Below are 21,201 nucleotides of genomic sequence, written 5' to 3' on the forward strand. Positions count from 1 at the left end.
CAGATAATGGCTATCGAAATCAAAGCCCCGTCATTCCCGGAATCGGTTGCCGATGGCACCGTTGCCACTTGGCACAAGAAACCAGGCGACGCTGTAAAGCGTGACGACCTGATCGTTGACATCGAGACCGACAAAGTCGTGCTGGAAGTATTGGCCGAAGCTGACGGCGTGCTGGGCGCAATCGTTGCCGAAGAAGGCGCTACCGTTCTGTCGAACCAGGTACTGGGCTCGATCGAAGAGGGCAGCGCTGCTGCCGCTGCTCCTGCTGCCGCTGCACCGGCAGCCGCCGCTGCTCCTGCCGCCGCTCCGGCTGCTGGCGCTGAAGACCCGATCGCTGCACCAGCTGCCCGTCAGCTGGCTGAAGAGAACGGCATCAACCTGGCGTCCGTCAAAGGCACCGGCAAAGACGGTCGCATCACCAAGGAAGACGTGGTTGCTGCTGTTGAAGCCAAGAAAAACGCTCCAGCTGCCGCACCTGCCAAGGCTGCTGCCCCGGCCGCCGCTGCTCCTGTGTTCGCCGCTGGCGACCGCACCGAGAAGCGCGTTCCGATGACTCGCGTACGTGCCACCGTGGCCAAGCGTCTGGTTGAAGCCCAGTCGAACATGGCGATGCTGACCACCTTCAACGAAGTCGACATGACCGAAGTCATGGCCCTGCGTTCGAAGTACAAGGATCTGTTCGAGAAGTCCCACAACGGCGTGCGCCTGGGCTTCATGTCCTTCTTCGTGAAAGCGGCCACCGAAGCGCTGAAACGCTTCCCGGCAGTCAACGCTTCCATCGACGGCAACGACATCGTTTACCATGGCTACGCCGACGTCGGCGTTGCCGTGTCCAGCGACCGTGGCCTGGTGGTTCCAGTACTGCGTAACGCCGAACTGATGAGCCTGGCTGAAATCGAAGGCGGCATCGCCACCTTCGGCAAGAAAGCCCGTGACGGCAAGCTGACCATCGACGAGATGACCGGCGGTACCTTCACCATCACCAACGGTGGTACCTTCGGTTCGATGATGTCGACGCCGATTGTCAACCCACCACAAGCGGCAATCCTGGGCATGCACAACATCATCCAGCGTCCGATGGCCATCAACGGCCAAGTCGTGATCCGCCCAATGATGTACCTGGCGCTGTCGTACGATCACCGCCTGATCGATGGTAAAGAAGCCGTGACTTTCCTGGTGACCATCAAGAACCTGCTGGAAGACCCGGCTCGTCTTCTTCTGGATATTTGATTGAAGCAGCTTCAAGTTGCGAGCTACAAGCTGCAAGTAAACGCAGTTTGGCTTGCAGCTTGAAGCTCCGAGCTTGAAGCTTGAAGCTAATAGAGGATCTATTTTCATGACACAGAAATTTGACGTCGTAGTGATTGGTGCAGGTCCTGGCGGCTACGTTGCTGCCATCAAGGCCGCACAACTGGGCCTCTCGACTGCTTGCATCGAAAAATACACCGACAAGGAAGGCAAACTGGCACTGGGCGGTACTTGCCTGAACGTCGGTTGCATTCCTTCCAAGGCGCTGCTGGACAGCTCCTGGAAATTCCACGAAGCCCAAGACGGCTTCGCGATCCACGGCATCAACCATGCTGGCGTGACCATGGACGTGCCAGCAATGGTCGGCCGTAAAGCCAACATCGTTAAAGGCCTGACTTCCGGCGTTGCCACCTTGTTCAAGGCCAACGGCGTGACTTCCCTGCAAGGCCACGGCAAGCTGCTGGCTGGCAAGAAAGTTGAAATCACCAAGCCAGACGGCTCGACCGAAATCATCGAAGCCGAGAACGTGATCCTGGCCCCTGGTTCGCGTCCAATCGACATCCCGCCTGCTCCAGTTGACCAGAACGTGATCGTTGATTCGACTGGCGCCCTGGAATTCCAAGCAGTGCCTAAGCGCCTGGGCGTGATCGGCGCTGGCGTAATCGGCCTGGAGCTGGGTTCGGTATGGTCCCGCCTGGGTTCCGAAGTCACCGTGCTGGAAGCCCTGGACACGTTCCTGCTGGCTGCCGACACCGCTGTGTCCAAAGAAGCGCTGAAAACCCTGACCAAACAAGGTCTGGACATCAAGCTGGGCGCTCGCGTGACCGGCTCGAAAGTCAACGGTGAAGAAGTTGTCGTCAACTACACCGACAAGGATGGTGAAAAAACCATCACTTTCGACAAGCTGATCGTAGCCGTGGGTCGCCGTCCAGTGACCACCGACCTGCTGGCAGCTGACAGCGGCGTGACCCTCGACGAGCGCGGTTATGTGCACGTTGACGATCACTGCGCGACCACCGTGCCTGGCGTCTACGCCATCGGCGACGTGGTGCGTGGCATGATGCTGGCGCACAAGGCTTCCGAAGAAGGCATCATGGTTGTCGAGCGCATCAAGGGCCACAAGACCCAGATGAACTACGACCTGATCCCATCGGTTATCTACACCCACCCGGAAATTGCATGGGTCGGCAAGAACGAACAGCAGTTGAAAGCTGAAGGCGTTGAAGTTAACGTCGGCACCTTCCCGTTCGCCGCTTCTGGCCGTGCCATGGCAGCCAACGACACCGGTGGTTTTGTCAAGGTCATCGCTGATGCCAAGACTGACCGCGTATTGGGCGTCCACGTGATTGGCCCAAGCGCTGCAGAACTGGTTCAGCAAGGCGCGATCGGTATGGAATTCGGCACCAGTGCCGAGGATCTGGGCATGATGGTCTTCTCCCATCCGACCCTGTCCGAAGCGCTGCATGAAGCCGCGTTGGCAGTGAATGGCGGCGCCATCCACATCGCCAACAAGAAGAAGCGCTAAGCGAGATAATAAGAAACCACGGCGGAGTTGCCCGTCGTGAGCCTTGCGCGCAAGACTCACCGCGGAATATCCGCTGGACGCAGTCTTGCGCAGCTTTACGGGCCTTGAGCCCCGCAAGTTGCGCAAGCAGCAGTCACAGGTGGCGCGGCACTCATAATGAGCGCAGCGCCGAATGCGCAGTACCTAACGAAGACGGTAAAAAGCATGAATCTTCACGAGTATCAGGGTAAGCAGCTGTTCGCTGAATACGGCCTGCCAGTTTCCAAGGGCTACGCAGTAGACACCCCGGAAGCAGCAGCAGAAGCTTGCGACAAAATCGGCGGCAGCGAGTGGGTTGTCAAAGCCCAGGTCCACGCCGGTGGTCGCGGTAAAGCGGGCGGCGTTAAGCTGGTTCGCAGCAAAGAAGACGCCAAGGCCTTCGCACAGCAGTGGCTGGGCAAGCGTCTGGTGACTTACCAGACTGATGCCAATGGCCAGCCAGTCACCAAGATCCTGGTTGAATCGTGCACTGATATCGCTAAAGAGCTGTACCTGGGCGCTGTCGTTGACCGTTCGAGCCGTCGCATCGTGTTCATGGCTTCCACCGAAGGTGGCGTGGACATTGAGAAGATCGCCGAAGAAACCCCAGAAAAAATTCTGAAAGCTACTATCGATCCACTGGTTGGCGCTCAGCCATTCCAGGGTCGCGAGCTGGCTTTCCAGCTGGGCCTGGAAGGCAAGCAAGTTGCCCAGTTCGCCAAGATCTTCGTCGGTCTGGCCAAGCTGTTCCAGGATCACGATCTGGCCCTGCTGGAAGTGAACCCGCTGGTGATCAAGGCTGACGGCGATCTGCACTGCCTGGACGCCAAGATCAACATCGACGCCAACGCCATGTACCGTCAGCCTAAGCTGAAGACTTTCCACGATCCGTCGCAAGACGATCCGCGCGAAGCGCACGCTGCCAAGTTCGAACTGAACTACGTAGCCCTGGAAGGTAACATCGGCTGCATGGTCAACGGTGCTGGCCTGGCCATGGGTACCATGGACATCGTCAACCTGCATGGCGGCAAACCAGCCAACTTCCTCGACGTGGGCGGTGGTGCTACCAAAGAACGCGTAACCGAAGCTTTCAAGATCATCCTGTCCGACTCCAACGTCGCTGCAGTACTGGTCAACATCTTCGGCGGCATCGTTCGTTGCGACATGATTGCCGAAGGCATCATCGGTGCAGTGAAAGAAGTCGGCGTTAAAATCCCGGTTGTTGTTCGCCTTGAAGGTAACAACGCTGAACTGGGCGCTAAAGTACTGGCAGAAAGCGGTTTGAACATCATCGCGGCTACCAGCCTGACCGACGCTGCTCAACAAGTTGTCAAAGCTGCGGAGGGCAAATAATGAGCGTCCTGATCAATAAAGACACCAAAGTTATCTGCCAGGGTATTACCGGTTCGCAAGGTAGTTTCCACACCCAGCAAGCCATCGAATACGGCACCAAGATGGTTGGCGGCGTAACACCTGGTAAGGGCGGCACCGAGCACCTGGGTCTGCCAGTGTTCAACACCGTGAAAGACGCTGTAGCTGCCACTGGCGCCACCGCCAGCGTGATCTACGTTCCAGCTCCTTTCTGCAAGGACTCGATCCTGGAAGCAGCATTCGGCGGCATCAAGCTGATCGTCTGCATCACCGAAGGCATTCCTACCCTGGACATGCTGGACGCTAAAGTTAAGTGCGACGAGCTGGGCGTAGTCCTGATCGGCCCTAACTGCCCAGGCGTGATCACTCCAGGCGAATGCAAGATCGGCATCATGCCAGGTCACATTCACTTGCCAGGCAAGGTCGGTATCGTTTCCCGTTCCGGCACCCTGACCTACGAAGCTGTGAAGCAGACCACTGACGCCGGTTTCGGTCAGTCGACTTGCGTCGGCATCGGCGGTGACCCGATCCCAGGCTCGAACTTCATCGACATCCTGAAACTGTTCCAGGAAGACCCGAAGACCGAAGCGATCGTAATGATCGGTGAGATCGGCGGTTCGGCTGAAGAAGAAGCGGCTGCCTACATCAAGGCACACGTGACCAAGCCGGTTGTTTCCTACATCGCTGGTGTGACTGCCCCTGCTGGCAAGCGCATGGGCCATGCTGGCGCAATCATCTCTGGCGGCAAGGGCACTGCAGACGAGAAGTTTGCTGCCCTGGAAGACGCAGGCGTTAAAACCGTGCGTTCGCTGGCAGACATCGGCAAGGCTTTGTCCGAGCTGACCGGTTGGGCTGTCAAGTAAGCCTCGCGCTTAACTGACGCTTCACCAACACAAAGGCCACCTTCGGGTGGCCTTTGTGCTTTCTAAGTAACCACATTTTCTGTAGGAGCCGGCAAGCAGGCTCCTACAGTTTTTTGTATGGCATGGCTGTGTAACTTATCTGCATTGCCAGATTAAGTATGAAAACGCGACATAGAGATGTCGCTTATCGGACAGTCCGCCCCGCAACAGTGCGTTCGTCAGCCAATTTCTGTACCCTAGCCGCCTCTTTATGCGTGCGCATCCCAAAAGGAAGCCCCGCGCTAGACCGGTCGGCTCCCATAAGGGCCGGCAGTATTTCCCTCATCCATAGGGAATCCCTCTCTAAATTCCGATTCAGTAGTGTGGTATTTCCCGAAATGAAAGTGTTGAAAAGCCAGGATATCCTGGCGTTGGGCTTTATGACGTTTGCCCTGTTCGTGGGCGCCGGCAACATCATCTTCCCGCCTATCGTTGGTTTGCAGTCCGGACCTCACGTCTGGATGGCAGCGCTGGGCTTTCTGATCACGGCCGTCGGCCTGCCGGTGGTCACCGTGATCGCCCTGGCCAAGGTCGGCGGCGGTATGGACGCGTTGAGCAGCCCGATCGGCAAGATCGCCGGTGGCCTGCTGGCGGCGGCGGCGTATCTGGCGGTAGGGCCGCTGTTCGCCACCCCGCGTACCGCCACCGTGTCCTTTGAAGTGGGCCTGGCGCCGTTGACCGGCGAAAGCCCGCTGGCGTTGTTCCTCTACAGTTCGGTGTATTTCCTGGTGGTGTTCTTTGTCTCCCTGTACCCAGGACGACTGCTGGACACTGTGGGGCGCTTCCTCGCACCGCTGAAGATCATTGCGCTGGCCATCCTCGGTATCGCCGCCTTTGCCCTGCCGGCCGGTGAAGTGGGTGTCGCCACCCCGGAATACGTGGCTGCGCCGTTCTCCCAAGGTTTCATCAATGGTTACCTGACCATGGATACTCTGGGGGCACTGGTGTTTGGCATCGTGATCGTCAATGCGATCCGGTCCCGTGGTGTTGAGTCGCCGAAGCTGATCACCCGCTACGCGATCATTGCCGGCCTGATCGCCGGTGTGGGCTTGGCCCTGGTGTACATCAGCCTGTTCCGCCTCGGCTCGGGCAGCCACGCGGTTGCCGCCGGTGCAAGCAACGGCGCGGCGGTGCTGCACGCTTATGTGCAACACACCTTCGGTTCCCTGGGCAGCGGCTTCCTGGCCGTGCTGATCTCCCTGGCATGCCTGGTCACCGCCGTAGGCCTGACCTGCGCCTGCGCCGAGTACTTCAGCCGTATCCTGCCGCTGTCCTACAAGACGCTGGTGGTGATCCTGGCGCTGTTCTCGCTGTTCGTGTCCAACCTGGGCCTGACCAAGCTGATCGCGTTCTCGATCCCGGTACTCACGGCGATCTACCCGCCGTGCATCGTGCTGGTGGCGTTGAGCTTCTGCAAAGACTTCTGGCTGGAGCAGGGGCGCATCGTCGGTCCGGTGATGCTGGTGTCGTTCATCTTTGGTTGCATTGATGCGCTCAAGGGCGCTGGCCTCGCGGATTGGATGCCTGCGCAATTGGCCAACCTGCCGCTGAGCGAGCAGGGCCTGGCGTGGCTGGTGCCGTCGGTGATGACACTGGCTGTGGCGTTTGTGGTTGATCGTATGCTCGGCAAGCGTAGCGAAGCTATCGCTTAAACAAGCGGGTTTACGTTACAAGGAAATGCCTCGTATCAATCGATACGGGGCATTTTTTATGCTTATAGAACACGATCCTGTAGGAGCTGGCTTGCCAGCGATAGCGGTGTGTCAGCCAACGTATTCTGTGATTGATATGCTGCCATCGCCGGCAAGCCAGCTCCTACGATCGCTCGTGTTTGCCAAATCGCCGCTTAATAGGACCCGCATGTCGTTTATCGAAACCAATCAAATCCACCTGCTTGCCGCCCTCTGGTTCGTCCTGTGCTGGGGCGGCTACACCCGCTATGCCACCTGGAAAGCCCGCGACACGGCCTGCCTGGCCAGCGTGCTGCATCTGTATCGCGAGGACTGGATGCGCCGCATGCTGCTGCGCGACAACCGCATCGCCGACGCCAGTGTGATCGGCAACCTCGAGCGCAACGCCTCGTTCTTTGCCTCCAGTACCCTGATCATCCTCGCCGGTATTCTCACCGTGCTCGGGGCCTCGGAGCGCGCGGTGTCGTTGCTGGCGGATATCCCCATGGTGCAGCAGGCGTCCCAGGGCATGTCGGAGATCAAGTTGTTGTGCCTGGCGCTGGTGTTCGTCTACGCGTTCTTCACATTCAGCTGGTGCATGCGCCAGTACAACTTCGCGGCGGTGCTGGTGGGTTCGGCGCCGATGATCGGTGAGCGGCATGTGTCGGAACAGGAGCGCAATGCGTTTGCCCTGCGCGCGGCGCGGGTGATCTCCATGGCCGCTAACCAGTTCAACTTCGGCCTGCGCGCTTATTACTTCGGCATGACGATGCTGGCGTGGTTTGTCAGCCCCTGGTTGTTCATGTTGATGAGCAGCGGGGTGGTGTTGGTGCTGTACCGTCGGGAGTTTCATTCCGACGTGCTGCAAGTGATGGTGTATACGCAAACGGACGCGCCGCCGCCGGAACCGGCTAAAGAAGTGGGCTAACTACGGCCTACAAATAGAAACCCAGACAAAGTAAAGCCCGCTATCTAAGCGGGCTTTCTTTTTGCAGCCAGGCTATTTCAAGCCGCGGTCTCAAGAACCGGTGGCTGGGGTAGCAGGTGCTGCTTCTTTTGCGGCGGCTGCGTTCGATTCAGCCTGAGCTTTGGCAGCATCGGCGTTTTCTTTCGCAGCGTCGTTCACTTTATCCTGAGCCTTCGCCATATCTTTCTGAGCTTGCTCAGAGTGCGCGGCGGCGTCTTGGGCTTTGTCTTCGGATTTCTTGTCGCAGGCAGCGAGACCGAGGGCAGCGGCGAGCATCATGGAAATAGCTAAAGTCTTGCGCATGGGTGTTTCTCCTTATTGAAGATATCTACTGGCCTTTCGAGCATGGCGGTTCGGCATTAGTTCCTTTTATTCCATAGATATATAAATCGCTGACTAACCGGAACTTTTGCCCACCCACCCCTTCCGCGAATCAACACTAATAAGAGTCTGGAACGAATGACCGAAAATCCCCTGTTAGAGCGCGCGACGCGCTTTGTTTCGGCCTTGCGCCATTGTCAGGTGCTGGGCATTACCGCTCATCAGGCCAGCGAGGAGGGCATCACCTTGATCATGCCCTACGCCACGCATTTAGTGGGTGATCCCCAGTCGGGGGTGATCCATGGCGGCGCGCTGACTTCTCTGATGGACACCGCCTGCGGCATGGCCACCCTGTGTGTGCTGCCGGAATTCGAAGTGTGCCCGACCCTCGACTTGCGCGTTGACTACATGCATCCCGCTGCGCCCCACAAACCCGTGTATGGCTTCGCCCAATGCTACCGGGTGACCACCGACGTCATCTTCACCCGCGGCTTTGCCTTCCAGGATGACCCCCAGCAACCCATCGCCCATGTGGTGGGCACGTTCATGCGCATGGGCAAACGCCTCAGGGGCACACAAGGATTGGGCAGCGCGATAAAGGGAGAACAGGCATGACGCACCGATTCAAGACCCGCCTGGAACAGGCCCATGAGCGCGGTGATTACGAGGCGCTGCTCAACCTCATTCCTTACGCCAAGCTCATCGGCATTGAATGCACGCGACTGGGGGATGAATTGCTGTTCCGCCTGCCGGCCAACAAGGACAATATTGGTAACCCCATATTGCCGGCGCTGCACGGCGGCGTGATTGCGGGCTTCATGGAGCTGTCGGCGGCGCTGTACCTGCTGGTGTTCACGGGCGCGCCGGGCATCCCGAAAATCATCGACTTTTCCCTGGATTACCTGCGCGCCGGGCAGTTTCGCGACACCTATGCCAAATGCCAGGTGTGGCGCCAGGGTCGACGGGTGGCGAACGTGGCTATCACCGCCTGGCAGAGCACGGCCGCAGAACCTATCGCCACCGCCCGCGCGCATTTCAAGATCGAGGAACAGAGCCGCCCTTGAAATCCTGGTCTTAGCCCCCAACTTTGATGACAACCCGCCGCCAACCCTCAAGGGCGCGGCCACTGCCATCCAATTGGAGTTTGATGACCATGAGTGTGGAAACTCAAAAGGAAACCCTGGGCTTCCAGACCGAGGTGAAGCAACTGCTGCACCTCATGATCCATTCGCTGTATTCCAACAAGGAAATTTTCCTTCGCGAATTGATCTCGAACGCCTCTGACGCTGTCGACAAATTACGTTTCGAAGCCCTGTCCAAGCCTGAGTTGCTGGAAGGTGGCGCCGAACTGAAAATCCGTGTGAGCTTCGACAAGGACGCCAAGACCGTCACGATCGAAGACAACGGTATCGGCATGAGCCGCGAAGATGCGATCACCCACCTGGGGACCATCGCCAAATCCGGTACTGCCGACTTCATGAAGAACCTGTCGGGCGACCAGAAGAAGGATTCGCACCTGATCGGCCAGTTCGGCGTGGGCTTCTACTCGGCCTTCATCGTCGCCGACCAAGTGGAAGTGTTCAGCCGCCGTGCCGGCCTCGACGCCAGCGAAGGCGTGCATTGGTCGTCCAAAGGCGAGGGCGAGTTCGAAATCGCCACTATCGACAAGGCCGACCGTGGTACCCGCATCGTCCTGCACCTGAAATCCGGTGAAGACGAATTCGCCGATGGCTGGCGCCTGCGCAACATCGTCAAGAAGTACTCCGACCACATCGCTTTGCCGATCGAGCTGCCGAAAGAACAAGCGGCCGCCGAAGGCGAAGAGGCACCTGCCCAGGAATGGGAAGTGGTCAACCGCGCCAGCGCGCTGTGGACCCGTCCGCGTACCGAGATCAAGGACGAGGAATACCAGGAGTTCTACAAGCACATCGGTCACGACTACGAAAACCCGCTGAGCTGGAGCCACAACAAGGTCGAAGGCAAGCTGGAATACAGCTCGCTGCTCTACGTACCGGCCCGTGCCCCGTTCGACCTGTACCAGCGTGAAGCGCCGAAAGGCCTGAAGCTGTACGTACAGCGCGTCTTCGTGATGGACCAGGCGGAGTCCTTCCTGCCGTTGTACCTGCGCTTCATCAAAGGTGTGGTCGACTCCAACGATTTGTCTCTGAACGTGTCGCGGGAAATCCTGCAGAAAGACCCGATCATCGACTCCATGAAGTCGGCGCTGACCAAGCGTGTACTCGACATGCTGGAAAAACTGGCGAAGAACGAGCCTGAGCAATACAAAGGCTTCTGGAAAAACTTCGGCCAGGTCATGAAAGAAGGCCCGGCGGAAGATTTTGCCAACAAAGAAAAAATCGCTGGCTTGCTGCGTTTTGCTTCGACTCACGAAGAAGGCGGCGAGCAAGTGGTGTCCCTGGCCGAATACCTGGCACGCGCCAAGGAAGGTCAGGACAAGATCTACTACCTGACCGGCGAAACCTACGCTCAGGTCAAAAACAGCCCGCACCTGGAAGTCTTCCGCAAGAAAGGCATCGAAGTGCTGCTGCTGACCGACCGTATCGATGAGTGGCTGATGAGCTACCTCAACGAGTTCGACGGCAAATCCTTCGTCGACGTGGCCCGCGGTGACCTGGACCTGGGTAACCTGGATTCCGAAGAAGAGAAGAAAGAAGCCGAAGAAGTCGCCAAGGCCAAAGAAGGCTTGGTTGAGCGTATCAAGGCGTCCCTGGGCGATGCGGTCAGCGAAGTGCGGGTTTCCCACCGTCTGACCGACTCCCCGGCGATCCTGGCCATCGGCGAAGCGGACTTGGGCATGCAAATGCGCCAGATCCTCGAGGCCAGCGGCCAGAAAGTGCCGGATTCCAAGCCGATCTTCGAATTCAACCCGGCTCACCCGCTGATCGAGAAACTCGACGGCGAGCAAAGCGAAGAGCGGTTTGGCGACCTGTCGCACATCCTCTTCGACCAAGCGGCCCTGGCCGCTGGCGACAGCTTGAAAGACCCGGCCGCCTATGTGCGCCGCCTGAACAAGCTGTTGGTTGAACTGTCGGTTTGACCCTGACGTAGAAAAACCCGCTTCGGCGGGTTTTTTCGTTCTAGTGCACCTCAACTGGAGTAAATGATGAGCCAAGTCACAGTACGTTCCGTGGTCTATCAGATTGATGGCCAATCTTACGAAAGCCGTCTCGCGTTCGATGCCAGCCACAAGGGCCCGCTGCCGGGCCTGCTGATGGCGCCGAACTGGATGGGAGTGAGTGCGGGTGCCGAAGAGATCGCCAAGAGCGTCGCCAGCAAGGGCTATGTGGTGCTGATTGCCGATTTGTACGGGCAGACCGTGCGTCCGTCGAATGGCGATGAAGCCGGTGCGGCGATGATGCCGTTGAAGAACGACCGTGCGTTGTTGAACAAGCGTATGCAGGCGGCCTTCGAGCAGTTGCAGGGCCAGACTGAGGCAGCGGTTGATACCTCGAAACTGGCGACCTTTGGTTTCTGCTTCGGCGGGTGCTGCTCCCTGGAGCTGGCGCGTACCGGTGCGCCGGTCAAGGCTGCCATCTCGTTCCACGGCACCCTCGACACGCCGAACCCGGCGGATGCGAAGAACATCAAGGGCTCAGTGCTGGTGCTGCATGGCGCTTCTGACCCATTGGTCCCTAAAGAGCAACTGCCGGCGTTCGAAGATGAAATGAACGCGGCCGGTGTGGATTGGCAACTGCTGAGCTACGGCGGCGCGGTGCATTCGTTCACCGACCCGCATGCGAATGTGCCGGGCAAGATGATGTACGACGCGAAGACGGCCAAACGGGCTTTCCAGTCGATGCATAACTTGCTGGAAGAAGTGTTCAAGGGCTGATTTTTCAGCGCCTGTTTTGGCCTCTTCGCGAGCAAGCCCGCTCCCGCATTTGACGCTGTTCACAAGTCAAAATGTGGGAGCGGGCTTGCTCGCGAATGCTACCTCACCGGCAACTCAATTCTTTCAGACTCACCCGGCACCGTCGGCCAATCCCCAGCCGCCCACCGCTGCCTGGCCTGTTCGATCACCGCTGGATCACTCGCGACAAAATTCCAATTGATCCGCCGAGGCCCATCCAGCGGCGCGCCGCCAAACACCACCAGGTGGCAATCGCTTTCGGCAAACAGTGTCATCTCCTTACCAGCCGGCAGCACCACCAGGCTGTGCACTTCAAGCGTCTCGCCGTCCAACTGCGCTTCCCCCTCCAGCACATACACCGCGCGTTCCTCATGCTCATCCGGAATCAGCAGGGTTGTGGCCGTTTGCATCTGCACCTCGGCATACAGCGTGGGCGACAGCACCGGCACCGGCGATTTGAGGCAGAACCCATCGCCCGCGATCAGGCGTATCTGCACGCCCAGATTGTCACTCACCGGCAGGCTGGCTGCCGGGTGATGGCTGTAATGTCCCGGCCCGGTCTCGTGGTCCTTGGGTGAGGCCAGCCACACTTGCAACCCATGCAGGCTAAAACCGCTGGCCTTGAGCGGCTCAGGGGTGCGTTCGACATGGGCAATCGCGCTGCCGGCCGTCATCCAGCTCACATCACCGGCCTGCACCACCTGATCCGAACCCAGGCTGTCCTTGTGCTGCAGCGCACCTTCAAACAAATAGGTGAGGGTCGACAGCCCGATATGCGGATGCTGGCGGATATTCATGCCATCGCCCGGTGCGTAACGAGTGAGCAGCATATGGTCGAAGAACACAAAAGGCCCGACGCTGCGGCATTCCCGCGACGGCAGCGGGCGCAGGATCGGTTGGCCTTCGACATCTTCGGGGCGAGGGCGGATCACGGTGAGGGTGGTCATGGTGCGTCCCAGTCTGAGCGGGTTAGATGCTGCTGAGCATAACCCGCTCGGAAGGATGTTGCCGCTATTGGCTGAAGGCGCCTTCCGACAGCTTTGTCTCGATGGTGACGTCGGCGGTGGTCATCAGCTTGTGCACCGGGCAGCGATCTGCCACACGGTGCAGTTCGTCGCGTTGCTCGTCGGTGAGCACGCCCTTGAGCGTCAGCTTGACGTTGAGCTTGTATTTGCCCTTTTGCTCTTCGGTGGCGTCGTGGGTGACTTCCACAGTCACGCCGGTCAGCGGAATGTCTTTCTTCTGCGCGTAGAGCTTGACCGTCAGCGCTTTGCACGACGCCAGCGCGGCATCGAAGTAGTCATGGGGGGAGGGCGCCGAATCGTCGCCGCCCAGGCTTTTAGGCAGGTCGGTAAACAACTCATGGTTATTGATATTGACGCTATGACGGAAGTTGTCCTGGTTCAGGGTATTCACGGTAACAGGCATGGTAAACCTCACAGGGTGGCAGGATGAAGGTCATGCAGTTATAGAGCATGCTGGCACTTCGGTGTTCCGTGTTTTTTGCCGGATGAACCCTGGCAGCCTGAGCAAGGTCTACCCGTATCAGCCCTTATCGAGGTTTTATCGTGCCGTTGACCCGCCTGACGCTTGCCCTGTTGCTCACCACCAGCAGCCTTGCTGCGCAGGCCCGCGACTATGCCTACAGCGACGCGCACCTGCATTACGTGGATTTCTTCCAGGAAACCGCGGGCATGGACAAGCTGCTCAATGCCATGGCTGACAGCCGCATCGAGCATGTGATGATTTCCGGCATCCCGGTCGCCAAGAAATGGCACGAAGATGAACCCAAGCGGCCGCGCTACTACGCCGGTGACGATGCCGATGCCTACTGGTACAGCGCCACCGATGTGATTGTGGCCGCAGCGGTCAATAAACTGAGCCCAGAGCAACGCCAGTATTTTCATCCGTTCCTGTCCGGCTTCAACCCCAACGACAAGAACTCGGCCGCCCATATCCAGCGCATGCTCGACCTCAACCCAGGGCTGTGGCAAGGCATCGGTGAGGTCTTCACCCGCCATGACGACCTTACCGCCATCACCGCAGGCGACACCCCGCGTGCCAATAACGAAGCCATGACCCGCATCTATCACCTGGCGGCAGAAAACGACCTGCCGGTGATGCTGCACTCCAACATCACCTCCAAGCGTGAGCGCAATCCGCTGTACCTGGCTGAAGTGGAAGAGCCGCTGCGCAACCATCCGCACACCCGCTTTATCTGGGCCCACGCCGGCACCAGCAAGGAAATCCACCGCCATCAGGTGCAGATGGACTTTTTGCTGCCGACCCTGAGCCGCCTGCTGGAGGCTTACCCCAACCTGTACATCGACCTGTCCTGGAGCATGCTCACGCCGTATTTGCTGGATGACGCAGGGCAGCCGCGCCCGGAGTGGGTCAAGCTGGTGGAGCGTTTCCCGGAGCGGTTTATGCTGGGCTCGGACGTTGTAGGGCGGTTCAACAAGCTCGGTAAGGAAATGCGCCGCTTCGACCCGTTCCTGGATGCCCTGCCGGAGGACGTCGCTCGCAAAGTCGCACGGGACAACTTTTTGGCGATCCTGCCTAAAGCGCCCCGCGATGGTGTAGCACGTTGATATCGCGTTTTCGTCTTACGCAAAACGAGCAATAGGCCGATACCTTTCAAGAGCCAGCTGCAAATGGATGCAGCGAAATTGGAAGGAGCCAAGGCATGAGTATCAGAAGTCTGAATATCGCCCCGCGCGCGGGCTTGGGGTTTGGCCTATTGGCGTTGATGGTATTTGCCCTGGGCGGCTTTGCCCTGTTGCAGATGGCCAATATGCGCCAGCAATCGGACCAGGTGGAGAATAACTGGCTGCCCAGCGTGATGGCGGTGGGGCAGATGAGTCAGGACTTGCTGCGTGTTCGGGCGCTGACCTTGCGCCTGCTGGTCAACCGCGATTCCCAGGCGCTGGCGCAGAACGAACAGAAACTGGGCGAGCTGAAAAGCGGCCTGCATCATGCGCAGACCCTCTACGAGGCGCTGATTGTGCTGCCCGAGGAACGCACGCTGTTTGATCGCTTCAAGGCCCAGGAGCAGCAATACCTGCAACGCCAGGAGCAGGTCATGGGGTTTTCGAAGGCCAACCAGCTGGAAGACGCGATCAGGGTGGTCAATGGCGAGATGAACCAGATCGCCGATGAAATGGCCACGACCCTGCACGAACTGGTCAACCTCAACAAAGCCAATGCCAATCAAGCTGCAAGCTTGGCGCAAAGCGTGTTCAGCCAGTCGCGCAGCTGGGTGGTCGGCATGATCGTGCTTACGGCGCTGATTACCATCGGCCTGGCAGTGTGGCTGACACGCAGCATCGTGTTGCCCCTGGCCCAGTCTCTGAAAGTCGCCCAGGGCGTGGCCAGTGGCGATCTGACCGGCGAGATCCATGTGAGTGGCAATGATGAGCCGGCGCGTCTGCAGCAGGCGCTCAAGGGTATGCAGGAGAATCTACGCGATACCATCCGGCGTATCTCCGAGTCGTCGAACCAGTTGGCGTCCGCCTCGGAGGAGCTTAGCTGCGTGACTGAAGACGCCACCCGTGGTTTGCACCAGCAGAATCAGGAAATCGAGCAGGCCGCCACGGCGGTGAACCAGATGACGGCAGCCGTGGAGGAGGTGGCAAGCAACGCAGTGGCCACGTCCCAGGCGTCCCGCGAGTCCGACCGCATTGCCCAGCATGGGCGCGAGCAAGTGCATCAGACTGTGGTGTCGATCGAGGCGCTGGCCACTGACGTGACCGACAACGTGACGCAGGTCGAGGATCTGGCGCAGAAGGTTTATGGCATCAGCAAGGTGCTGGACGTAATCCGCTCGATTGCCGAGCAGACCAACTTGCTGGCGTTGAACGCGGCGATTGAAGCGGCGCGCGCCGGGGATGCTGGGCGTGGGTTTGCGGTAGTAGCCGACGAAGTGCGGGCTTTGGCTCATCGCACCCAGCAGTCGACCCAGGAAATCGAGCAGATGATCAGCGGGATCCAGCAAGGCACCGATCAGGCGGTCAGCTCGATGCAGCAGAGCAATACGCGAGCACGCTCGACCTTGGATATCGCCAAGTCGGCGGGCACGGCATTGGAGGAAATCGCCTCGGCGTTCACCTTGATCAATGAACGCAACCTGGTGATCGCCAGCGCATCCGAGCAACAGGCGGCGGTGGCGCGGGAGGTGGATCGCAACTTGATCAACATCCGCGACCTGGCGCATCAGACATCGACCGGGGCGAATCAGACCAGTGCGGCGAGCCAGGAGTTGTCGCGCTTGGCGGTGGACCTGAACACGATGGTGGCGCGATTTTCGGTGTAGGGCCGGGTACCGAGTTGGCGCTATCGCAGGCAAGCCAGCTCCCACAGGGGAATGCGTTTCAAATGTGGGAGCTGGCTTGCCTGTGATGAAGCCGACTCGGTCTCAAATCCATTACCCACAAAAAAGCCCCGAACCAGTCGGGGCTTTTTCATGCAATCAAGCTACAGGTCTTACTGACCCTGCCAGCGTTTCAGCACCAGGGTAGCGTTAGTGCCACCAAAGCCGAAGCTGTTGCTCATCACGGTGTCGATTTTTGCATTCTCAACGGTCTTGGTCAGGATCGGCATGTCAGCCACCACCGGATCAATCTCGTCGATGTTGGCCGAACCGGCCATGAAGTTGCCTTCCATCATCAGCAGGCAGTAGATCGCTTCGTGAACGCCAGCGGCGCCCAAGGAGTGACCGGACAGGCTCTTGGTAGAGCTGATGGCCGGAGCCTTGTCGCCGAATACCGCACGCACGCCTTCCATTTCCTTGGCGTCGCCGACCGGAGTCGAGGTGCCGTGGGTGTTCAGGTAGTCGATTGGGGTATCTACAGTGGACATGGCCATCTGCATGCAACGGATGGCGCCTTCACCGCTTGGGGCAACCATGTCGTAGCCGTCGGAAGTGGCGCCGTAGCCGACGATTTCCGCGTAGATCTTGGCACCACGGGCCAGAGCGTGTTCCAGCTCCTCGACCACCACCATGCCGCCACCGCCGGCGATGACGAAACCGTCACGCTTGGCGTCGTAGGCGCGGGAGGCCTTTTCCGGGGTTTCGTTGTACTGGGTGGACAGTGCGCCCATGGCGTCGAACAGGAACGATTGGCTCCAATGTTCTTCTTCACCGCCGCCGGCGAACACGATGTCCTGCTTGCCCAACTGGATCTGCTCAACCGCAGTACCGATGCAGTGTGCACTGGTGGCGCAGGCGGAGGAAATCGAGTAGTTCACGCCCTTGATCTGGAAAGGCGTGGCCAGGCAGGCCGACACAGTGCTGCCCATGGTCCGCGTGACACGGTACGGGCCGACACGCTTCACGCCTTTTTCGCGCAGGATGTCCAGCGCTTCCATCTGGTTCAGGGTCGATGCGCCGCCGGAGCCGGCGATCAGGCCGGTGCGTACGTTCGAGACCTGGTCTTCGCTCAGGCCGGAGTCGGCGATTGCGTCTTTCATCGCCAGGTAGGCGTAGGCGGCAGCGTGGCCGACGAAGCGATAGATCTTGCGATCGATCAGCTCTTCGAGGGGCAGGTCGATGGAGCCGGAAACCTGGCTACGCAGACCCATTTCGGCATATTCCGGGTTGAAGCGGATGCCAGGGCGACTTGCACGCAGGTTAGCGGTGACGGTCTCTTTGTCATTGCCCAGGCAAGAAACAATGCCCAGACCAGTGATAACGACGCGGCGCATGCGGATAACCCTTAAAAGTTGTCAGTGGATGTGAATACGCCGACCCGAAGGCCTTCGGCAGTATAGATCTCGCGACCGTCGACGCTCACCGAACCATCGGCGATGGCCAGGTTCAGCTTGCCCTTGAGGACGCGCTTGATTTGAATGTTGTAGGTGACTTTCTTGGCGGTCGGCAGGACCTGGCCAAAGAACTTCACTTCGCCCGAACCCAGGGCACGACCGCGGCCCGGCAGGCCTTGCCAGCCGAGGAAGAAACCGACCAGCTGCCACATGGCGTCAAGGCCCAGGCAGCCTGGCATCACAGGGTCGCCTTCGAAATGGCAGGCGAAGAACCACAGGTCCGGGGTGATATCCAGCTCGGCGACCAATTCACCTTTGCCGTACTTGCCACCCTCTTCGCTGATATGGGTGATGCGATCCACCATCAGCATGTTCGGGGCGGGCAGTTGCGCGTTACCTGGGCCGAACAGCTCACCGCGACTGCAGCGCAGCAGGTCTTCCCGAGTAAAGGCGTTTTGTTTGGTCATGCGAGCTCCTCAATAATCCCATGCGGCAGGGTAGGGTAAATCTTCCCGAACCGAATGAAGCGTTCATGCCTCATGTCGGCAGCCTACACATAGACTATTGCGTTGTAGTGAAAGTCACAGCGGCAAGGCACTGAATGTACACTTGTTCACTGAAATTTTAAACCGGGCCTGTTTATGGGCCCGTTCGGGTGCCTAAGACTGCCGCACTTTCGCCTTTCACGCCAGTCGGAGTTGGCTGATGGCGCGGCGCTATTGCACCCAACGCTGCAGGATTTGCTGCAAATCCGTGCGTTTGAACGGCTTGGCCAGGTAATCGTTCATTCCCGCTGCCAGGCAGGCTTCACGGTCGCCCTGTAAAGCGTTGGCGGTCAGGGCGATGATCGGCAGATCGGCACAGCCCGGTAACTGACGGATTTGCCGGGTGGCTTCATAGCCGTCGATGACCGGCAGCCGACAATCCATCAGGATTGCGGTGAAAATCAGGCTCTCGGCGCTGCGGATCGCTTCGGCGCCGTCGGTGGCCAGGCTCACTTCGAAGCCCAGGCTGCGCAGCATGGCCTCAACCACCGTGCGGTTGACCGGGTTGTCTTCCACCAGCAGCACGTGACGACCATCACCCGCGCCGGCTTTGCCGTCGGCGTCGCTGGCAATCGGCGGCACGCTGTGCTGGTCGATGGCCAGGGGAATTTCCAGGGTAAACACCGAGCCGCGGCCTTCTTCGCTTTGGGCACGCAGGGTGCCGCCCATGCGTTCGGCCAGGGTGCGTGCGATGGGCAGGCCCAGGCCGGTGCCGCCGTAACGTCTTGAAATGGAACTGTCAGCCTGCTGGAACGCGTCGAACATCGCCTCCAGGCGTTCGGCGGAAATGCCTATGCCGCTGTCACGCACGGTGCACGTGAACCACACCAGTTCATGGTCGAGGGTCTGCCAGTGGGGCTCGACACTGACGCTGCCGTGCTCGGTGAACTTCAAGGCGTTGCCGATCAGGTTCACCAGGATCTGGCGGATCCGCGTCGGGTCTCCCTGCACCTGCAAGGCGTCCATCCCCAGCGGGATCGCCAGTTTCAGCGCCAGCCCACGTTGCTGGGCGCTGTGCTGGAAGGCCTGCGCGCAACTGTTGATCAGGTCCGCCAGGTTGAACGGAATATGCTCCAGTTCCAGGGCGGCGCGTTCGATACGCGAGAAGTCGAGGATATCGTTGATCACCTTGAGCAAATGCTCGGTGGACTCCGAAGCCAGTGCCGCGTACTCGGTCTGCTCCTCGGTCATCTCCGTGGTTTCCAGCAACTGCAACATGCCCAGCACGCCATTCATGGGCGTGCGCAGTTCATGGCTCATCATCGCCAGGAACTCCGACTTGGCGTTGTTAGCGCGCTCAGCTTCTTCGCGGGTCTGGATCAACTGGGCCATGGCCTGCTGTTGTTCGCGACTGGCCTGGTTGAGGCCTTCGGCAAGGTTGTTGATATGCCGCGACAGGTCGCCCAGCTCCGAGTCATCCACAATCGGCAGCGGCGTCTGGTAGTCGCCTTGCTGGATCGCCTTCACCGCATGGCCCATGGCGCTGATCGGCTGGGACAGGCTGGCGGCCAGGCGCCGCGCGAGCAGGAAGGTAAACAGCAGGGCAAACAGCGCGAGGATGCCGGCCTTGAACAGGATCTCCTGCTGGCGCTGGCTGAACGCGTCGTTGGACATGCCGACGATCACCCGGCCCAGGTAATCGGCGCGCGGTGCCTTGGATTCGTTGAGGTTGTCCTGGAAGAAATCGTTACCCAGTTGAATGTGTTGCAGACGAATCGGTGCCTGGAACACTTTCACCGACAGTGAGCGGTCGTGCTTCTCCGACGGTTGCTCGACATACACCAGGATATTCTCGCTGCTGTCCTGGATCTCCAGGAAGCGCACGTGCGGCGTGGCCAGCGTCGCGCGCAACAGGCTGTCGAGCACGTCATTGTTGCCGGAAATCACCCCGTATTCGGTGGCCGGCGCCAGTTGGTTGGCGATCAGTTGGCCGGTGTGGTCCAGTTCTTGGCGCAAATCCTGGATACGCACAAAGGTGAAGAAGCTGATCAACAGCAACGTCAGCAACAGCGCCGGGCCCAGGGTAATGAGCTGGGTACGGGTGTTGATGTCCCAACGACGACGCAAGGTCATGGGCGTTTTTCTCCTTCGGCCAATCGGGTGGCGACGCTGGCTTCGTCCACCTGTTCGATCCCCAGTGAGCGCGCGACTTGCGGGTTGCCCACGACTTTGAAGCGATCCGGGTACAGCGAGCGCGGCCAGTTGGCCGGCGAATGGTCGAGTAGACGGTCAAGCACGGCCAGCCAGTCAGCCTGGTCGCTGTAGGTGCTGGCCAGGCTGCCGGCTCGTACGAAGCCCGCGTTCGGGCCTATCAGCGGCAATTGCTGGGCGTAACTGCTCAGCAACAGGTTCTTCGCGGTTTTCGGGTTGTACAACTGCGGGTCGTCGAGGCCGAGCAGCACATCACTGTTGCGGAACAGGATTTGGAGCGGTCGACTGTCATTAATGTTGTCCCAGAGCTGGGGCACGATCTCCAGGCCTAGCGAGGTGGAGTGCTGTTTCAGCTCGGGCAGCAGGAATTCGCTGTCGGCGCCATAAAGCACGCCGATACGCCGCGCCTGCGGCAGGATGCCCGCGATCAGGCGCAATTGGCGATCCAGCGGCGGGTCGCTCCACAGCAGGCTAATGCGTGGGTGCGGCATGCTGCCCAGGCGCTGATGGGCTTGCAGGCGGCTGATGCGCAGCACCAGGGTCGGTGGGCCCTGAGGCTCTTGCAGGCGCCAGTCGAGGCCGGGCAGGTCCAGCAGGATCAAGCGCGTGGTTGCCGGCAGGCGGCCGGGTGCCGGCAAGTCTTTGAGGGCTGTAAAGGTGACACGGTCTTCGGGGCGTTGCTGTGCCAGGGCCTGGGCAAAGGCTTGCACACCGGCGCCGTCTTCAGCGGCGGTCAGCAGGATATCGGCACTCCACGCCGGCGCGGCCAGCAGCAGGCAGGCGAGCAGCACGGCACGCCGCCAAAGCCGAGTGATCAACACGCCAGTCATCCGTGACGAGTCGCCCATG

The 21,201-nt window shown here is 59.6% G+C and carries 19 protein-coding genes; 12 read left to right on the forward strand and 7 right to left on the reverse strand.

The annotated features are described in order from the left end of the window. The first annotated feature begins 6 nt into the window (after nt 1-6). The 6 genes from odhB (at nt 7) to U367_RS0103590 (ending at nt 7,662) form a co-directional block, all read left to right on the forward strand. On the forward strand, nt 7-1,230 hold the full coding sequence (odhB, locus tag U367_RS0103565; RefSeq protein WP_028615713.1) for a 2-oxoglutarate dehydrogenase complex dihydrolipoyllysine-residue succinyltransferase: 1,224 nt from the start codon (nt 7-9) through the stop codon (nt 1,228-1,230). 106 nt (nt 1,231-1,336) lie between these two features. After that, nucleotides 1,337-2,773, forward strand: a complete 1,437-nt coding sequence (gene lpdA, locus U367_RS0103570; protein WP_028615714.1) for a dihydrolipoyl dehydrogenase — start codon at nt 1,337-1,339, stop codon at nt 2,771-2,773. Between the two features lie 204 nt (nt 2,774-2,977). Then, nucleotides 2,978-4,144 carry an ADP-forming succinate--CoA ligase subunit beta gene (gene sucC, locus U367_RS0103575; RefSeq protein WP_016979559.1) on the forward strand — a complete coding sequence of 389 codons (1,167 nt, stop codon included), beginning with the start codon at nt 2,978-2,980 and terminating at the stop codon, nt 4,142-4,144. Continuing rightward, the gene (sucD, locus tag U367_RS0103580) at nt 4,144-5,025 is read left to right on the forward strand and encodes a succinate--CoA ligase subunit alpha (RefSeq protein ID WP_003210566.1); all 882 of its coding nucleotides are present in this window, start codon (nt 4,144-4,146) and stop codon (nt 5,023-5,025) included. The genes sucC and sucD overlap by 1 nt, the downstream gene beginning before the upstream one ends. A 377-nt stretch (nt 5,026-5,402) precedes the next feature. Next, the gene (brnQ, locus tag U367_RS0103585) at nt 5,403-6,716 is read left to right on the forward strand and encodes a branched-chain amino acid transport system II carrier protein (RefSeq protein WP_028615715.1); all 1,314 of its coding nucleotides are present in this window, start codon (nt 5,403-5,405) and stop codon (nt 6,714-6,716) included. Between the two features lie 208 nt (nt 6,717-6,924). After that, complete coding sequence (locus tag U367_RS0103590) at nt 6,925-7,662, forward strand: DUF599 domain-containing protein (protein WP_028615716.1); 738 nt, start codon at nt 6,925-6,927, stop codon at nt 7,660-7,662. Nucleotides 7,663-7,752: 90 nt separating this feature from the next. Here the strand turns inward: U367_RS0103590 and U367_RS0103595 are convergent, their stop codons facing one another. After that, a complete protein-coding gene (locus U367_RS0103595; RefSeq protein WP_012723095.1) occupies nt 7,753-8,004 on the reverse strand; it encodes a hypothetical protein in 252 nt (83 codons plus the stop codon). A 156-nt stretch (nt 8,005-8,160) separates the two neighbouring features. Between U367_RS0103595 and U367_RS0103600 the strand changes: the two genes are divergently transcribed. The 4 genes from U367_RS0103600 (at nt 8,161) to U367_RS0103615 (ending at nt 11,875) form a co-directional block, all read left to right on the forward strand. Then, entirely contained in the window at nt 8,161-8,637 is a 477-nt protein-coding gene (locus U367_RS0103600) for a PaaI family thioesterase (RefSeq protein WP_028615717.1), read from the forward strand. Next, nucleotides 8,634-9,086, forward strand: coding sequence for a PaaI family thioesterase (locus tag U367_RS0103605; RefSeq protein WP_028615718.1), 453 nt, complete (start codon nt 8,634-8,636; stop codon nt 9,084-9,086). The genes U367_RS0103600 and U367_RS0103605 overlap by 4 nt, the downstream gene beginning before the upstream one ends. 89 nt (nt 9,087-9,175) lie before the next feature. Then, nucleotides 9,176-11,080, forward strand: a complete 1,905-nt coding sequence (htpG, locus tag U367_RS0103610) for a molecular chaperone HtpG (protein ID WP_028615719.1) — start codon at nt 9,176-9,178, stop codon at nt 11,078-11,080. Nucleotides 11,081-11,146: 66 nt separating this feature from the next. Continuing rightward, the gene (locus U367_RS0103615; protein ID WP_028615720.1) at nt 11,147-11,875 is read left to right on the forward strand and encodes a dienelactone hydrolase family protein; all 729 of its coding nucleotides are present in this window, start codon (nt 11,147-11,149) and stop codon (nt 11,873-11,875) included. Between the two features lie 98 nt (nt 11,876-11,973). Here the strand turns inward: U367_RS0103615 and U367_RS0103620 are convergent, their stop codons facing one another. Then, nucleotides 11,974-12,840: a pirin family protein gene (locus tag U367_RS0103620; RefSeq protein ID WP_028615721.1), complete on the reverse strand. Its 867-nt coding sequence runs from the start codon at nt 12,838-12,840 to the stop codon at nt 11,974-11,976. Nucleotides 12,841-12,904: 64 nt separating this feature from the next. Continuing rightward, the gene (locus U367_RS0103625) at nt 12,905-13,321 is read right to left on the reverse strand and encodes an OsmC family protein (protein ID WP_028615722.1); all 417 of its coding nucleotides are present in this window, start codon (nt 13,319-13,321) and stop codon (nt 12,905-12,907) included. A 140-nt stretch (nt 13,322-13,461) separates the two neighbouring features. Between U367_RS0103625 and U367_RS0103630 the strand changes: the two genes are divergently transcribed. Next, nucleotides 13,462-14,484 (forward strand): amidohydrolase family protein, encoded by a 1,023-nt coding sequence (locus U367_RS0103630; RefSeq protein WP_028615723.1) that lies wholly within the window; start codon nt 13,462-13,464, stop codon nt 14,482-14,484. A 95-nt stretch (nt 14,485-14,579) separates the two neighbouring features. After that, a complete protein-coding gene (locus U367_RS1000000132880; RefSeq protein WP_028615724.1) occupies nt 14,580-16,205 on the forward strand; it encodes a methyl-accepting chemotaxis protein in 1,626 nt (541 codons plus the stop codon). Nucleotides 16,206-16,375: 170 nt separating this feature from the next. Here U367_RS1000000132880 and fabB read toward each other — a convergent pair whose 3' ends face one another. The 4 genes from fabB to U367_RS0103655 all read right to left on the reverse strand — a co-directional run bounded on the left by fabB (nt 16,376) and on the right by U367_RS0103655 (nt 21,200). Then, the gene (gene fabB / locus U367_RS0103640) at nt 16,376-17,596 is read right to left on the reverse strand and encodes a beta-ketoacyl-ACP synthase I (RefSeq protein ID WP_016979549.1); all 1,221 of its coding nucleotides are present in this window, start codon (nt 17,594-17,596) and stop codon (nt 16,376-16,378) included. Nucleotides 17,597-17,607: 11 nt separating this feature from the next. Further along, nucleotides 17,608-18,123 (reverse strand): 3-hydroxyacyl-[acyl-carrier-protein] dehydratase FabA, encoded by a 516-nt coding sequence (fabA, locus tag U367_RS0103645; protein WP_010211704.1) that lies wholly within the window; start codon nt 18,121-18,123, stop codon nt 17,608-17,610. A 249-nt stretch (nt 18,124-18,372) separates the two neighbouring features. Further along, entirely contained in the window at nt 18,373-20,274 is a 1,902-nt protein-coding gene (locus U367_RS0103650) for an ATP-binding protein (RefSeq protein WP_028615725.1), read from the reverse strand. Next, nucleotides 20,271-21,200, reverse strand: coding sequence for an ABC transporter substrate-binding protein (locus tag U367_RS0103655; protein WP_028615726.1), 930 nt, complete (start codon nt 21,198-21,200; stop codon nt 20,271-20,273). Before U367_RS0103655 ends, U367_RS0103650 begins: the two co-directional genes overlap by 4 nt. Between the last annotated feature and the right edge of the window lies 1 nt (nt 21,201).

Origin of the sequence: Pseudomonas canadensis (assembly GCF_000503215.1) — a bacterium.
Lineage (GTDB): Bacteria > Pseudomonadota > Gammaproteobacteria > Pseudomonadales > Pseudomonadaceae > Aquipseudomonas > Aquipseudomonas canadensis.

Coding starts and splice junctions, on each gene's coding strand:
- U367_RS1000000132880 (WP_028615724.1), top strand. CDS start 14,580: ATGAGTATCAGAAGTCTGAATATCGCCCCGCGCGCGGGCTTGGGGTTT.
- fabA (WP_010211704.1), bottom strand. CDS start 18,123: ATGACCAAACAAAACGCCTTTACTCGGGAAGACCTGCTGCGCTGCAGT.
- U367_RS0103650 (WP_028615725.1), bottom strand. CDS start 20,274: ATGACCTTGCGTCGTCGTTGGGACATCAACACCCGTACCCAGCTCATT.
- U367_RS0103605 (WP_028615718.1), top strand. CDS start 8,634: ATGACGCACCGATTCAAGACCCGCCTGGAACAGGCCCATGAGCGCGGT.
- U367_RS0103620 (WP_028615721.1), bottom strand. CDS start 12,840: ATGACCACCCTCACCGTGATCCGCCCTCGCCCCGAAGATGTCGAAGGC.
- U367_RS0103590 (WP_028615716.1), top strand. CDS start 6,925: ATGTCGTTTATCGAAACCAATCAAATCCACCTGCTTGCCGCCCTCTGG.
- U367_RS0103595 (WP_012723095.1), bottom strand. CDS start 8,004: ATGCGCAAGACTTTAGCTATTTCCATGATGCTCGCCGCTGCCCTCGGT.
- lpdA (WP_028615714.1), top strand. CDS start 1,337: ATGACACAGAAATTTGACGTCGTAGTGATTGGTGCAGGTCCTGGCGGC.
- brnQ (WP_028615715.1), top strand. CDS start 5,403: ATGAAAGTGTTGAAAAGCCAGGATATCCTGGCGTTGGGCTTTATGACG.
- U367_RS0103655 (WP_028615726.1), bottom strand. CDS start 21,200: ATGGGCGACTCGTCACGGATGACTGGCGTGTTGATCACTCGGCTTTGG.
- U367_RS0103625 (WP_028615722.1), bottom strand. CDS start 13,321: ATGCCTGTTACCGTGAATACCCTGAACCAGGACAACTTCCGTCATAGC.
- odhB (WP_028615713.1), top strand. CDS start 7: ATGGCTATCGAAATCAAAGCCCCGTCATTCCCGGAATCGGTTGCCGAT.
- sucC (WP_016979559.1), top strand. CDS start 2,978: ATGAATCTTCACGAGTATCAGGGTAAGCAGCTGTTCGCTGAATACGGC.
- U367_RS0103615 (WP_028615720.1), top strand. CDS start 11,147: ATGAGCCAAGTCACAGTACGTTCCGTGGTCTATCAGATTGATGGCCAA.
- htpG (WP_028615719.1), top strand. CDS start 9,176: ATGAGTGTGGAAACTCAAAAGGAAACCCTGGGCTTCCAGACCGAGGTG.
- fabB (WP_016979549.1), bottom strand. CDS start 17,596: ATGCGCCGCGTCGTTATCACTGGTCTGGGCATTGTTTCTTGCCTGGGC.
- U367_RS0103600 (WP_028615717.1), top strand. CDS start 8,161: ATGACCGAAAATCCCCTGTTAGAGCGCGCGACGCGCTTTGTTTCGGCC.
- sucD (WP_003210566.1), top strand. CDS start 4,144: ATGAGCGTCCTGATCAATAAAGACACCAAAGTTATCTGCCAGGGTATT.